At 44.3% G+C, this 14,626-nt stretch carries 16 protein-coding genes; 7 read left to right on the forward strand and 9 right to left on the reverse strand.

What is annotated here, in order from left to right; genetic code table 11:
• The 3 genes from IM507_RS14975 to trmD form a co-directional block, all read right to left on the reverse strand.
• Positions 1-417, reverse strand: a 417-nt coding sequence (locus tag IM507_RS14975; protein WP_287637272.1) for an RpnC/YadD family protein, incomplete at its 3' end; no start/stop codon positions are given.
• A gap of 19 nt (positions 418-436) precedes the next feature.
• Positions 437-760, reverse strand: coding sequence for a DUF4347 domain-containing protein (locus IM507_RS14980; RefSeq protein ID WP_002736749.1), 324 nt, complete (start codon positions 758-760; stop codon positions 437-439).
• A gap of 284 nt (positions 761-1,044) precedes the next feature.
• Positions 1,045-1,740: a tRNA (guanosine(37)-N1)-methyltransferase TrmD gene (gene trmD / locus IM507_RS14985; RefSeq protein WP_069473912.1), complete on the reverse strand. Its 696-nt coding sequence runs from the start codon at positions 1,738-1,740 to the stop codon at positions 1,045-1,047.
• Between the two features lie 373 nt (positions 1,741-2,113).
• Here trmD and IM507_RS14990 point away from each other — a divergent pair, with 373 nt between their 5' ends.
• The 6 genes from IM507_RS14990 (at position 2,114) to IM507_RS15015 (ending at position 7,922) form a co-directional block, all read left to right on the forward strand.
• Positions 2,114-2,968 carry a cyanophycinase gene (locus IM507_RS14990; protein WP_002754723.1) on the forward strand — a complete coding sequence of 285 codons (855 nt, stop codon included), beginning with the start codon at positions 2,114-2,116 and terminating at the stop codon, positions 2,966-2,968.
• 107 nt (positions 2,969-3,075) lie between these two features.
• Entirely contained in the window at positions 3,076-5,709 is a 2,634-nt protein-coding gene (gene cphA, locus IM507_RS14995) for a cyanophycin synthetase (RefSeq protein ID WP_287637273.1), read from the forward strand.
• Positions 5,710-5,826: 117 nt separating this feature from the next.
• The gene (locus IM507_RS15000; RefSeq protein WP_002736234.1) at positions 5,827-6,528 is read left to right on the forward strand and encodes a DUF488 domain-containing protein; all 702 of its coding nucleotides are present in this window, start codon (positions 5,827-5,829) and stop codon (positions 6,526-6,528) included.
• Positions 6,464-6,910: a DUF488 domain-containing protein gene (locus IM507_RS15005; protein ID WP_002738277.1), complete on the forward strand. Its 447-nt coding sequence runs from the start codon at positions 6,464-6,466 to the stop codon at positions 6,908-6,910. The genes IM507_RS15000 and IM507_RS15005 overlap by 65 nt, the downstream gene beginning before the upstream one ends.
• Complete coding sequence (locus IM507_RS15010; protein WP_287637274.1) at positions 6,898-7,572, forward strand: dual OB domain-containing protein; 675 nt, start codon at positions 6,898-6,900, stop codon at positions 7,570-7,572. The genes IM507_RS15005 and IM507_RS15010 overlap by 13 nt, the downstream gene beginning before the upstream one ends.
• A 167-nt stretch (positions 7,573-7,739) precedes the next feature.
• On the forward strand, positions 7,740-7,922 hold the full coding sequence (locus IM507_RS15015; RefSeq protein WP_253845086.1) for a hypothetical protein: 183 nt from the start codon (positions 7,740-7,742) through the stop codon (positions 7,920-7,922).
• A 14-nt stretch (positions 7,923-7,936) separates the two neighbouring features.
• Here the strand turns inward: IM507_RS15015 and IM507_RS15020 are convergent, their stop codons facing one another.
• Positions 7,937-8,434 (reverse strand): hypothetical protein, encoded by a 498-nt coding sequence (locus tag IM507_RS15020; protein ID WP_123230490.1) that lies wholly within the window; start codon positions 8,432-8,434, stop codon positions 7,937-7,939.
• A 175-nt stretch (positions 8,435-8,609) separates the two neighbouring features.
• On the opposite strand from IM507_RS15020, the gene IM507_RS15025 reads away from it, so the two are divergent.
• Entirely contained in the window at positions 8,610-8,990 is a 381-nt protein-coding gene (locus tag IM507_RS15025; protein WP_104396614.1) for a hypothetical protein, read from the forward strand.
• A gap of 132 nt (positions 8,991-9,122) precedes the next feature.
• On the opposite strand, the gene IM507_RS15030 is transcribed toward IM507_RS15025, so the two are convergent.
• From IM507_RS15030 to IM507_RS15050, 5 genes are all read right to left on the reverse strand, one after another.
• Complete coding sequence (locus IM507_RS15030; protein ID WP_272013831.1) at positions 9,123-9,443, reverse strand: DUF5615 family PIN-like protein; 321 nt, start codon at positions 9,441-9,443, stop codon at positions 9,123-9,125.
• Between the two features lies 1 nt (position 9,444).
• Entirely contained in the window at positions 9,445-9,663 is a 219-nt protein-coding gene (locus IM507_RS15035) for a DUF433 domain-containing protein (RefSeq protein ID WP_002746174.1), read from the reverse strand.
• 529 nt (positions 9,664-10,192) lie between these two features.
• Positions 10,193-11,881, reverse strand: coding sequence for a SulP family inorganic anion transporter (locus IM507_RS15040; RefSeq protein WP_123230467.1), 1,689 nt, complete (start codon positions 11,879-11,881; stop codon positions 10,193-10,195).
• A gap of 387 nt (positions 11,882-12,268) precedes the next feature.
• Positions 12,269-12,952, reverse strand: coding sequence for a Mo-dependent nitrogenase C-terminal domain-containing protein (locus IM507_RS15045; RefSeq protein WP_002738062.1), 684 nt, complete (start codon positions 12,950-12,952; stop codon positions 12,269-12,271).
• A gap of 243 nt (positions 12,953-13,195) precedes the next feature.
• A complete protein-coding gene (locus IM507_RS15050) occupies positions 13,196-14,581 on the reverse strand; it encodes a UDP-glucose dehydrogenase family protein (RefSeq protein ID WP_002736537.1) in 1,386 nt (461 codons plus the stop codon).
• Positions 14,582-14,626 lie beyond the last annotated feature (45 nt).

A 14,626-nucleotide genomic window follows, 5' to 3' on the forward strand; every position in this document is an offset into this window, starting at 1 on the left:
ACTCACTTCACAGCCAGCGATAGTATAATTATAGGAATCTGGTCGCCAATTTACTCGTTCATCTCCTAAAATTGCCAGACTGATAACTGGTTTCTGATACAAATCAAAGGCCCGATAGTTATAAATATACATCCTCTGAGGAAAATTTTCTTCGTATTGGCTTTGAATTTCAATATGAATCAAAATCCACACTTCTTCACCCCTGAGTAACCAGACTTTATAGAGTTTGTCAGCGAAACGTTTTTTTGTCTTTGCTGAAGCGGTAATCCGTTTGAGTTCTTTTTCTAGGGATTCGGGAATTTTTGTCCAATCAATTAATTGGTGAACTTCAGGAAAGAAGAAGTATAAAAACGCTTCAAAATACTCGCTTAATGCTTCTTTCCAGGGTTCATCATAATTGGCTGTTGTTTGGTTCATTTGAGTTGTCCGCTTACTCTTAGGGGTGAAGCGCGATAGCGTAACGCACCGATTTAATAATAGAGGTGGTGGTGGTAATCTGGGGATTTTGTGGTAAAAAAGTGGATATTTGTTCGATTCCGTCTTGATTGGGAGAGAGAATAACCGTGGCGACTTCTGGAATTACCCCAGCTTGGAGACTTTGATAATCGCTAACACCAGCATCGAGGAAAACTACGGTAGCGGTTAAACGCTGATTTCTCGCACTATCCACCCGATTAGCTTGACTCAAGCCATCAGATTGAGCAAAATTGAACAAAACATCGTCAATAGCAGGAAAGCTCGGCAAAAGGGTAGAAGTCATGACGTTAACTGCAAAGGTTTATTGCTAACAGTTTTAGCCCAACAATCCCGAATTTTTCAATACCCCTGTAACAGAAATTAATATTTATTACAAGAAAACGGATTTCTTGAGACAGTCGGGAAAACTATATATAGCGGTTTTCAGTCTGCTGAGGTACAAGAGTTATGGGTTTTAGGCAAGAGGCAAAAGGCAAGAAAAATAGGTGTACCTCACTAGCTTAGGAAACGCTATATTCATAATTTATCATTCATAATTCATCATGCCCACGGGAGCATTTTTGGCGATTAATCCTGTTCCTCTAGCCATTTTTGCCAGAGATCTGGACGACGTTCCTTAGTGCGATCGAGTTGTTGTTGATAGCGCCAATCAGCGATATCCTGATGATTACCCGATCGCAAAACCGGCGGCACTTGCCAACTGCGAAAGACCGGCGGCCGGGTATATTGGGGATAATCCAATAAACCTGCCTCAAAACTCTCCAATTTCAACGATTCTGCCTTACCTACCGTCCCGGGTAACAACCGCGTCACCCCGTTAATAATCGCTAAAGCCGGGATTTCCCCACAAGTTAGGACAAAATCGCCTAAAGATACCTCTCTAGTCACCAAATGCTCACAAACCCGCTCATCTACCCCTTCATAATGGCCACAGATGAGAATTAACTGCCGATAACTACCGGCCCAAGTTTTCAGTAAAGCTTGATTGAGAGGTTCCCCCTGGGGAGTCATCAGCACGATCTCCCGGGGTGGTAAAGTTTCTAAAGACTCGATCGCCTCAAAAATTGGCTCTGGTTTTAATAACATTCCCACACCACCACCGTAGGGTTCATCATCGACGCGACGGTGTTTATCGTGGGCAAAATCCCGGAGATTGACCAAATTTACCCTAGCGATGTCGCGTTCGAGAGCTTTTGCCAACAACCCCGACCGCAGCGGTGAAGTAAAAAAATCGGGAAAGAGAGTAATAATGTCAAACTGCACGGGGAAAATTAAGGCCTAGACTGGGATAGTGTTTAATGTATCATTTTGTCACGGTTCGATCGGTTAAAATCTTGCTAATTTGGCGCTAGTCTATCTCAATAACATGATAGACTATCCTGTACTGTCTAGGGGTTTTTCTGGCTCTAGCTTGAGTGATCGAAGTCTAGCCTAGACTAAAAGTTAACTAACAGTCCGTCATTGCCAGTGGATCGAAGAAAATTGCTAAAATCGCCTCTACTATTGCTTGATGTCCCGAAAAATATTCCTAAACCGCATTTTTTTCCATCAACCGTTCAGGGAAAATAAGATCAAGATACCTGTCCATCTTCCCGAAAAACCTTCCATCCCTAAAAATGTCTATTCGTTCAGTGACATGATCATCGAGCTAGAAACCCAACACCACCAAAATCCTACCCCCGTATCTCTCAAAACGGCGATTTTAGTCATTGGAGGTGCCGAGGATAAAGTCCACGGTAAAGAGATACTGCATACCTTTTGGAATCGCGCTGGGGGTAGCGAAGCAGTGATCGCTATTGTTCCCTCCGCTTCCAGAGAACCGGTTTTAATCGGCGATCGCTATCAGAAGATTTTCGAGGAAATGGGGGCAAAATACGTCAAAGTTATCGATATTCGTGATCGCGTACAGGGAGAAGACCCCCAATTTCAAGCCTACATCGAAGAGTGTACAGGTGTATTTATGACCGGAGGCGACCAGCTGCGTTTATGCGGTTTGCTCTCCGATACTCCCCTGATGGAAAGAATCAGACAAAGAGTGCAACAGGGAGAATTAACCCTGGCCGGAACTAGCGCCGGGGCCGCCGTTATGGGTCATCACATGATTGCCGGGGGCAGCAGTGGGGAAGCACCCAATCGGGCCCTAGTGGATATGGCCATGGGATTAGGTCTCATTCCTGAAGTCATTGTCGATCAACACTTCCACAATCGCAACCGCATGGCCCGGCTAATGAGTGCTATCTCCGGTTATCCCGAACGTTTAGGAATTGGCATCGATGAGGATACCTGCGCTATGTTTGAACGGGATGGCACGATGACAGTAATCGGCTGCGGTACAGTGACGGTAATTAATGCTAGGGAAATGTCCCACACCAACCACCATCACGTCACCGCTAACGAACCCCTGAGTCTGCATAATCTGCGGGTACATATTCTGGCCTACGGTGATGGCTATCATCTCAAAAAACAGCAAGTGATCCCTAAATTGGGGTAAAAAAACTCCTGAAAAACTGTTCACGATGAACAGTTTACCGATCTCGGAAAACCAGACAATAAACAACGGCTTCTTTGTGCTTCTCAACAGCGAACATCAGCTATATCATGAAAATTCTCAGAACCCAAACCCTGCGCGGTCCCAACTACTGGAGTATTCGTCGCGACAAGCTCATTGTTATGCGTCTGGATCTCGAAGATCTCGCAGAGAAGCCATCGAATGAAATCCCCGGCTTTTACGAGGGATTAATCGACGTTCTCCCCAGTTTAGTCGAACATTACTGCTCCCCCGGTTATCGCGGCGGTTTCTTTGAACGAGTCCGCACTGGCACTTATATGGGCCACATCATTGAACATATCGCCCTAGAATTGCAGGAATTGGCAGGAACTCCCGTCGGGTTTGGTCGCACTAGAAGCACCTCCACCCCCGGAGTCTATAACGTAGTATTTGAGTACGTTGAGGAGCAAGCGGGACGTTATGCGGGTCGGGCTGCCGTGCGTTTGTGTCAATCGATTGTCGATACGGGAACCTATCCTAAGCAAGAATTAGCCCAAGATTTAGCCGATTTACGCGATTTATGCAATAATGCCTCCCTCGGTCCGAGTACAGAAACCATCGTCAAAGAAGCACAAGCTAGAAATATTCCCTGGTTACTCCTGAGCGCTCGTGCCATGGTGCAATTGGGCTATGGCGTTCACCAAAAGCGCATTCAAGCCACTTTAAGCAGTTTTTCGGGGATTTTAGCCGTTGAGTTGGCCTGTGACAAGGAAGGCACAAAAACTATCCTCAAGGATGGTGGGATTCCAGTCCCCCGGGGTACGGTGATTCAATACTTGGATGAGTTGTCAGCGGCAATCGAGGAAGTGGGAGGGTTTCCCATCGTGATTAAACCCCTCGATGGCAACCACGGCCGGGGCATCAGCATCGATGTTAAAACTCAACAGGAAGCAGAGGAAGCCTATGATCTAGCCAGTGCCGCCTCGAAAACCCGCAGCGTGATCGTAGAAAGGTATTATAAAGGCAGTGATCACCGAATTTTAGTCATAAATGGTAAAGTCGCCGCCGTGGCCGAACGGATTCCCGCTCACGTCGTCGGTGATGGGCGCTCAACTGTAGAAGAATTAATCGAAATTACTAATCAAGATCCCAACCGGGGTGACGGTCATGCTAACGTTTTAACTAAAATAACTATTGACAAAACCGCCCTTAATGTGCTAGAGAAACAGGGCTATGAATTAACCAGCATTTTAGCCCACGGAGAGATCGCCTATCTGCGGGCCACGGCTAATTTAAGCACCGGCGGCATCGCCGTGGATCGTACCGACGAAATTCACCCCGAAAACGTCTGGATCGCCCAAAGAGTGGCAAAATTAATCGGTTTGGACATTGCCGGGATCGATGTGGTGACAGAGGATATCCGCAAACCCCTGAAAGAAGTGGACGGGGTAATCGTAGAAGTCAACGCCGCCCCCGGTTTTCGGATGCACGTCGCCCCCAGTCGCGGTTTACCCCGCAATATCGCCGCCCCAGTTATCGATATGTTATTCCCCCCTGGGACTCCCAGTCGCGTGCCAATTCTGGCCATTACGGGAACTAACGGCAAAACCACCACTAGCCGCTTAATTTCTCATATTTGCCGACAAACGGGGAAAGTAGTCGGATTTACCACGACGGACGGCGTGTATATCGATGATTATCTGGTAGAAAAGGGCGATAACACCGGTCCCTACAGCGCCAGTATGATTTTGAAGGATCCCACGGTGGAGATTGCCGTATTAGAAACGGCCCGGGGTGGTATCCTGCGATCGGGTTTAGCCTTTAATCAGTGCGATGTGGGGGTGGTGTTAAATGTGGCCGCCGACCATTTGGGTATCGGTGATATCGACACCATCGAACAAATGGCGAAGGTAAAAAGCGTTGTGGCCGAGGTGGTTAGCGCCGAGGGTTACGCGGTTTTAAATGCCGATGACCCCTTGACCGCTAGTATGGCCGAAAAAGTCAAGGGAAGAGTCGCTTATTTTTCCATGAGTCCCGATAACCCGATTATTCACGACCATATCCGTCGCGGTGGCATGGCCGCCATCTATGAGAATGGCTATCTGTCGATTCTAGAGGGAGAATGGACGCTGAGAATCGAGGAAGCAGTCAATATTCCCGTGACTATGCAGGGAATGGCTCCTTTTATGATTGCTAACGCCTTGGCCGCCTGTTTAGCCACTTTTGTGCAGGGTATCGATATCGAGTTAATTCGCCAAGGGGTGCGGACTTTTAAACCTTCCGTGGCCCAGACCCCCGGCAGGATGAACCTGTTTGACTTGGGACACCATCACGCTTTAATCGATTATGCCCATAATCCCGCCGGATACGAAGCCGTCGGCGGTTTTGTCGGCAATTGGTCCGGCGAAAAAGTCGGCGTGGTCGGCGGACCTGGCGATCGACGGGATGATGATTTAATTTTATTAGGGAAATTATCAGCCCAAATGTTCGATCGGATTATTGTTAAGGAAGATAACGATACTCGCGGTCGCCGCCGGGGAGAAGTGGCCGATTTAATTCTCCGGGGAATTAGCCAAGAAAATGCCAGTTTGCGGCCGGAAGTTATTCTCGATGAAACGGAAGCTTTAGAGAAGGCTTTAAGCACGGTTTCTGAGGGTGGTTTAGTGGTAATTTTCCCGGAAAGTGTCACCCAGGCGATCAATTTGATTGAGAAACATCGACCCCTGACCGATAATCAGGGTTAAAAGTTGGGATATTCTGCCTATAGAGTTACTTCTAGCCCGATGGTCTGTTCCCCTGTCTAGGCAATGGTTGATCTACAATGATTATTGTAGGCTTTCATCGAAGGAATAATAATATTGATGCAGTTATTCACCATCGGTCACTCTAATCACGAAATTGCCTCATTTATGCTTCTACTTAAGAAGCATAATATAACTGCCCTTGCTGATGTTCGTTCTCATCCTTATAGCCGATTTCTCAAGCATTTTAATCAGTCAATATTGTCAAATGCTTTAAAAAGTGAAGGCATTTACTATGTGTTTTTGGGCAAGGAATTAGGAGCCAGGCCGAGCAGCGAAGAATGTTATGTCAATGGTAAGGCTTTATACGAAAAAATTGCTAAAACATCAGCTTTTAATCATGGAATTGAACGAATTTTACAGGGAGTGAAAAAACATCGAATTGCCCTTATGTGTGCGGAGAAAGACCCGATTGAATGTCATAGAGCGATTCTGGTTTGTCAACATCTACGTCATTGCGATTTAGATATTTATCATATTCTCAAAAATGGTGACTTGGAATCTCATGACCATCTGGAAGAAAGAATGCTGTTTAAACATAGTTTGACAGATTTTTCAGCAAGTAGTCAAAAAGAAATTCAGCTTTCTTTATTTGTCGAGCCAAATAGCAATCTTCTCACAAAAGCAGAATGTTTGGAGAAAGCTTATAAGCTTCAGGGTGATGCAATTGCTTATATAGAAACAAGTGGTAATTATGATGAACAGGACAATCAATCTCTTTACAATCGGCTTTACTCAAAAGACTGCACAGAAGTTCTTTGATGATTTACAAAAAGCTGGCGTTAAGAGAGTTATAGATACTCGTTTAAATAATGTTTCCCAATTAGCAGGATTTAGTAAAAAAGCTGACCTAGAATATTTTTTAAAAGTCATCGGTGGAATTGAATATGTTCATGTTTTAGACTTAGCTCCAACTCAAGATATTCTTGATGAATATAAAAAGAAAAAAGTTGATTGGACAATATACGAACAAAAATTTAGACAACTTATTAGTAGCCGCAGGATTGAAACAAAAGTTTCTCCAGATGTAATTAATAATGCTTGTTTACTCTGTAGTGAGGCAAAACCTCATAATTGTCACCGTCGTTTAGTGGCCGAATATTTAAAGGATAAATGGGGGAATGTCAATATATGTCATCTCTGAAAAAAATTGTCTGTCTTGCTAATTCATGGAAATTAAATGAACGCTGTATCGCTGGAATTGATATTAGTTCAGGAAATTGGGTTCGTCCTGTGTGTGATTCTCTTTATCCAGAAGATGGCAGGGTTCCACGATCAGTTAGACTAATTTCTGGTAAAGAACCAAAAGTTTTAGATATTCTCGAAATTCCCCTTGCTGATACTGGCAATGATTTTGGGTTTGAATCGGAAAATCTTTCCGTTTTACCCGGTGAATGGAAATGTGTAGGTAGATTCAATATCAATGATTTGGGAAAGTATTGTAGAACCCCAACAAAAATACTGCACAATTCAATTAAATATGTTAATCCTTCTTATTTGAAAAACCTTAATTTCAATCAACGTTATACTCTCCAGTTGATTCAAGTGCAGAGTTTTAGAGTATATCAAAAAGAAAATTCAAAAGGAAATTTTGAGTGGCGTGGCACAATTACAACAGCGAATGGTAACAGTTTGACAGAAGCAAAGATAACTGATCCCGTATTTGTCGAGAAATTAAATACAGGCTATCAACCTCAGCAAAACTGTTTTGTTACCGTCAGTCTTAGTCTGCCTTGGGTCTCTTCGGCAAATTGGGAAGGAGAAGCTCCCTGCTGGAAATTAATAGCAGCTGTAATTGAATTATAGGAATTACGGCTAGACAACTTTTTTATAGGTTGTTGGCTCGAAAAAATCTCTGTTCGTGAAATTTTCAGAGCTATGAACAGTTGAGTTTAACAGACTGAAGTGGGCGAGGTAAATTTAGCATAAATGCTGGAGCGATCAAGCGAAAATAAGGCTCTTCTCAACTTTGTGTGATAAGTTTAACTTATATAGTAGCGATCGATCTTTGTGTCCTCTGTGTCTCTGTGGTTCCTTCCACTCCCTCGCCCGCAAGACTGTATCTTAGAATACATTTTACCCACCAAATCCAAAAGAACCCCATTTCCCTATCCTTGTCAATTGTGTATCAAAGCAGCTTGACATCCATATCTTGATAAATTTATCAAAGTTACTCTGATTTGAGACTATCTAAAATTAATTGTATATCTAAATCAAGAGCCTGAGCAATTTGTTCGATCGTTAATCCTAATCCTATTAGTTTGGGAACAGTTTCTAGTTTTGCTTTAATAACATTGTTTTCAGTTTTATAAATATGATAATTTTCTATTTCTCGATTATTAGAAGGGTGATGACAAAAAGTAACCTGATCAATTTTTACAGAATTTACTATGTTATTGGTACTACTCGTGGTAATAAATCTTTCAATTGCTGATCGAACAGTTGATTTATTTAATTCTTCCCCTAACACTTCCGAAAGAATGCGCCAAAGTTCATAAGCTTTATCTCTGGCATGACCTTCAGAACAATTATATTTTTCTGCTATTTTTGCATATTTCTGACCATCAAAAACGTTCTTTAAAATCCCTAATTGCAATGTATCGAGATGCTTTCCCGTGTGGTCAAAAACCAGATTATCAATAAGTGAGAAGACTTCTTGGGTATCCATGGGAGTAATGTTAAGATTTGGGGACATAATACCGTCATTATCCGTTATTTTCCGATATTTGTAAACATAGTTAACAAAACCTCCGACAATATCCGTTTTTTTCCGTCTTGACAATGTTTAAACTTATTAGTTAGGATTCTGCTTATTATGGTTGTTTTTGCAGTAACTACTCACTATGAGAGCCATTAAAATCCTCTGTATGTTCATTGGTGTGGGATTAATTAATTCTGCTCCCATACAAGCAAACAATATGAGTAATGATATTTTAATTAGCCAATCTCGTCGTCAGTATCAGTGTAAAACAGGACCTATGTTTTTTAATGAAAGACAAAGAGTTGAACCTAATATATCTGGTGCTTCAGTTAGCGGTGATTATTGTTATGTTCCTGTGTCAGCTGGAAAATGTATAGCGATGGCTCCTTTTTTCAATTTTGGTGGTGGTAGTGGTCCATCGGGAATGAGCAAATGTAATCCTAATAGTATTACTGTCACAGATGACGCAACTGGTATCAAATATTATCGATTTAATGGAGGAGATAGCTTTGTTCTTCAATAATTGATATTTTATCATCTCATCGAGTGCGATCACCAATTTTGTAGGCTGCATTAACGCAGTGTAATGCAGCATTGCCTTAATATCTTAGCCCAGACTCTTGAAAAATGGCTTAAATTCATTTTAAATAGGTTGTTATAAACTTACTACTGTTGCTGTTCCTTTTGTTACTGTTGCCAAAACTTCTAAAACTTTATAGACCAAAGGCTTTAAATCAGCCAAACGATTTGATTGTGATTGTAAAATAATAATAGCTAGATTAAACTGCGGTAAATTTTGCTCAAACGGCAAATTCTTATCCACTGTAATAAAAATATCAAATTCTTGTGAAGCTAAACCTAACAGTTGACCATTCTTGATCCCAGTCCATCCCATTTGCGGAACAGTTTTGATATTATAACCTGTAAACTCCCTCATTAATCTTCGGTCAATACATTCATCTAAAAGAAGCCTCATTTCACGCTACCCTATCAATAAGCTCTTTTTCAAATTCTGCAAGTAAGCTAATAACTCGTTCTCTTGTTACCGTTGGAAAACCCTCTAAAAAATCATCAATTGATTCTCCTGCTTTAAGATAATCAAAAAGTGTTTGTATCGGAACTCTAGTACCTGAAAAAACAGGAACACCACTCATAGTTTCAGGAGATACATGGATAAGAGGCGAATATTTAGCCATTTTGATTACCTTCTTAGCTTCTACAGAGTAGATTAACCCAGAGCAATACGTCTTGTCTTTATATTCTAGCCTAGATTCTTGAAAAATGGGTTAAACTGATGCTAAATAGGGTTTGCTGACAAAGTACGGGCGAAGCATTCGGGCAATAACCTATCGGTGAAACCGTAGATTTTTTATCCGAATGCTTCGCCCCTACAGGACGCGGGCCGATGAAGACGCAAGGTTTTGAAGCACGATTCTCTCAAAATCTTGCACCTGTGGGAGCGAGAAAAGCCACAAAACCCTTACCTTGCCTACATTTCACCTTTATTCAGCAAACCCTAAATAGGTTAGGGAAGTGACTTTCAGTTAATGATGCTAAAAATGAACAATAATCTAAAATCAAGCCGATAATGACTAAATGCAACCGACGGAAGCCCAACTTAGACAACTCTATCAGCTAATTTCAATAAAGTCCGAAAACTATGGACGGGTAGGTTCTTTATGGGAGGGGAGGTCGGCGACGACCTTCTCGACCCCTAACTATCAGTCAACGATTTTTAAAAGCTTCGATCGCCGCTGGCAAAGTATAGTAAATTCTCTCCTCGCTAATTTTATCTAACAAGCGGGAACGTTGCAATTCTAAGTACAGATCGTGTTTAACCCTAGCGAGGGCGAAAACTATACCCTGTCTTGATAATTCTGCCGCTAATTCCTCAAGAATCTCCACTGCTGTACTATCCAATTCCCCAAGGGCCTCCGTATTCAAGACAAACCATTCTACCGGTTTTGTCTCCCGGGCAATGGCACTGAGAGCGCGACGTTTAAAGTCGGCCGCATTAGCAAAAAATAAGGGGGCATCGTAACGATAGATAACTAACCCCGGTATTGTTTGCGCTTCCGGCCAATCCTGGAGCGCGTGTAAACCCATCACCCCCGGAACCGTACCCAAGACGGCATCATCAGGCCGAGTAATGCGGGCCAATAAATCGATAACCGAGAGACCGATGGCGATAGCAACCCCGCTTAAAATCCCCGTGGTTAGCACCCCCACCATGGTCAGGACAGCGAGATTAAACTCACTATTGCGAAAGCTTTTTAGTCGTTTAGCGCCGGCGATATCCAGCAGTTTACAGGCTGCATAAATCACCAGCGCACCCAAGGCAGCCTTGGGAAAGAGTGCCAGTACTGGACCGAGCAGGAAAATGACCGCCACCACCACCACTGCCACCACCAGGGAGTAAATCTGACTTTTACTGCCCACAGAATCCCCCACCGCAGTGCGACTGGCGCTGCTGCTGATGGGAAATCCCTGACAAAAACCCGCCGCCAGATTCCCCAGTCCTAGGGCTAAAAATTCTTGATTGGCATCGATTTCTTGGTTATGACGTGCGGCGAAGGCTCTAGCGGTCAAGACGTTATCGGAATAGCCGACCAGGGCAATGCCGACGGCCGCGGTTCCTAGGGGTAGTAATTGGGAAAAATCTAGGGTTGGTAAGCCAAAATTAGGCAAAGTCTTGCTAATTTTCCCCACTACTGCCACCCCCTCCCCATCGAGATGGAAGGTGGCGACGGCGAGGGTTCCCAGTAAAACTGCCAGCAAGGGACCCGGTGCTTTGGGAAAATATTTTTGGATGATAAATAGAAATAGTAGCAGCAATAGAGCTAGGCTAAGGGTTGGCCAGTGCCATTGGTTTATTCCCCAGAAAAAAGCGAAAATTTCTTTAAAAACCGTATTTTCACGGATTGACAAACCACTAATTTTACCCAGTTGTCCCGCAATCATGATCACCGCCACTCCCGCCATATAACCGATTAGAATCGGTTTGGAGAGTAAATTAGCTAAAAATCCCAAGCGGGCGATATAACCAACTAAACAGATTAAACCGACCATTAGGGCTAAAAAAGCCGCTAAACTGCCGTAATTTTCCCCTTGAAGGCTCACCAGAGGTGCGATCGCTGCCGCCGTCATCACTGCCGTGGTCGATTCTGGTCCGAGGGATAGTTGCGATGAGGAGCCGAAAAGGGCGTAAACTAGGGCGGCTGGCACGAGAGTCCACAATCCCACCACGGGATCGACCCCGGCCAGGTCGCCGTAAGCCATACACTGGGGAATAGCGTAGGCTGCCACGGTGACACCGGCGAGTAGATCTCGGACTAGCCACTGCCATTGATAGGAGCGCAGGTTTTTTGGCCCGGGTAAATCAGAAAAATCGACTCGTCGGGAGTTTTTACTCATAGTTTTTCTCTCTTAACGGCGACTTAAGGGACTTGCGTGGGAATAATATCCCAGCCAGAAAATCGCTCTGTAGAAGAATCAGATCAGCCAGATGGCACATGATCAAAGCGCAAGTCCCTTAGCTGCGGGGGCTCTCCAAGGCTCTCGCCCCACTTAGGGTGATCAGCAAACCTGAGCGAGCGGAGGGCGCAAGCTTTGCGCCCCTACAGTAACGGATTTTGTCCACAATGTAGGGGCGAACTGCGTTCGCCCAAAAGGTACATTATCAAAGCGCAAGTCCCTAACCTAATTTTAACGGAAGAATTGGCTAGGAAAAGCCTTGAGGCTGAGACATTTTCTGTCAGCAGGATATTTATACCATTTTAGCCGTAATTTTAGTTAAACTGGCTAAATATACTCGGAAATATCCTCTTGACAATCATCGGCTAAGTATGATAGAGCGCGGAAACGTAAACCGACTAATTGTTCGTAGAGAGGATTTAACTTGCACAGAGGCGGAATATGGACTAATTTATGGCCAAAAAGCACGATATCGCGTTCAAAAGGACATTGAGGCGGCACCATTTTGCAGATAAACCGGGCCAAGCGCGGATCGTGCATTTCCACCCCATCTAACCAGTCTTTGAGGGGATGCAGCAGATCTGGGTGGGGATGTTCGGCACTGATAAACTCGGATTTATTCGCTTCTGTGGTAATTTCGGGAATTTCACAGATAGTATGTTCTAAAGCTGACAAGGCCTCGATTTCTAACCCGAAAGCATCCCGATAACTACGCAGTAATTGCGCTTCTGCGGGGGAATAAACGCCATCGGCGATCGCTACCATAACCGCCGTGCGGAGGAAGTTTTCTGATATTTTGGGGTCATGACCGAAACTTGCGGCCAATTCTTCGGGACTAATCGATTGATAGAGAACGTGGTCGTCATCTAATTCTAATTCGTGAGCGAAACGGGCGATCGATTCCTGCTCGCTGGTGCTATAATCCCCATCAGACCAGGCAATTGTCAGTAATCCCCGTAACCAGTCCCTAACTTGTTCGTTAGTGTAGCGGTATTGAACAGAGCTAACCATAGGTATGTATTGCTAAAACTGATTCTAGTTTCTCAATTTAATTCTACCCATCGCCCCTGGATTCTAGTGGCTCCTGTTCATATCATTTAACTATAGCCAATAACCCCATGGTCAGATCGGAATTTTTCGTTTTTCAGCCAGCATAATCGGGCAATTTTCGCCCCTAGGAGCAGGGGTAAGTGGTGCTGCTTCTTGTACCTTCCCCAACCGCGTCAGTCCTACTGAAAAGGCGGATTCCTAGGATTAACGTCCAATACCGAGGTAACGGAAACCAGCTGCTGTCACCACCGCAGGATCGAGGAAATTGCGACCATCAATTAACACGGGTTCGCGCATGGTTTTAACCATTTTGCCGTAGTCGAGACGGAGGAATTCTTGCCATTCCGTCACCACCACCAAAGCGTCACAACCATCGGCCAATCTTTCTGGATCCGATTCGATAATCACACCGCTTAAACCGTGACTTAAACCACTTTGGGAAACGATCGGATCATAGGCTTTTACCTTAGCACCTAAACGATTTAACTGTTCGATCATGGTTAAAGCCGGGGCATCGCGCATATCATCGGTATCGGGTTTAAAAGTTAATCCCAACAAACCGACGGTTTTACCCTTGAGGATTTTTAATTCCTGTTGCAGTTTTTCGATCGCGATTGTCCGTTGACGTTTGTTAACATTGATAGCGGCGTTAAGTAATTCCGTTTCGTAACCGTAGTCTTCTGCGGTATGTACCAAAGCCGACACATCTTTGGGGAAACAGGAACCCCCCCAACCGATCCCGGCCGAGAGGAACTTGCTGCCGATACGGGAATCTAAACCGATACCTTTAGCCACTTGGGTGACATCGGCCCCCACGCGATCACAGATATTAGCTACTTCGTTAATAAAGCTAATTTTGGTGGCTAGGAAGGCATTAGCGGCGTATTTAATCATTTCCGCCGAACTGAGATCCGTAACAACCACGGGAACGGGAGGCAAGGAGGGATCGTCAGCGAATTGGCGTTTAACCAAAGGAGCGTACAATTCCTTCATCATTTCAATAGCTTTCGGGTTATTACTGCCTAAAACAATGCGATCGGGGTTAAAAGTATCATAAACTGCCGAACCTTCGCGTAAAAATTCGGGATTGCTGACCACATCGAATTCCGCTTCGATGCGTTCTAGTGTACTAATACCGCCACCAGCGGCCACGAGATTTTTTTGTCTCTCGGCCACCCCATCGAGGACGATCATCCGTACCCAATCCCCAGAACCGATGGGAACGGTAGATTTATTGACGATTACTTTATAACCACCGTTGAGATGGGCCCCAATACCCCGGGCCACCGCTTCCACATAACGGGTGTCACTTTCTCCCGTGGGTAGTGCTGGTGTACCAACAGCGATAAAGAGGATTTCACCGTGTTTAACTCCCGCTTCTAGGTCCGTGGAAAATTCCAGATTGCCAGAGGCTGCTGAAGACTGCATTAATTCCGATAACCCCGGTTCATAGATGGGGGATTGTCCCGATTTCATTAATTTGACTTTTTCTTCATTGTTGTCAATACAGATGACATGATGGCCGATATGTGCTAGACAAACCCCAGTGACTAAACCCACATAACCCGTTCCGATAACACAAACACGCATGATAATCACTCCAGTGACAATTAAGTTAATTTTATTGATTAGGGA

Origin of the sequence: Microcystis sp. M20BS1 (assembly GCF_020245305.1) — a bacterium.
GTDB classification, from domain to species: Bacteria; Cyanobacteriota; Cyanobacteriia; order Cyanobacteriales; family Microcystaceae; genus Microcystis; species Microcystis ichthyoblabe_A.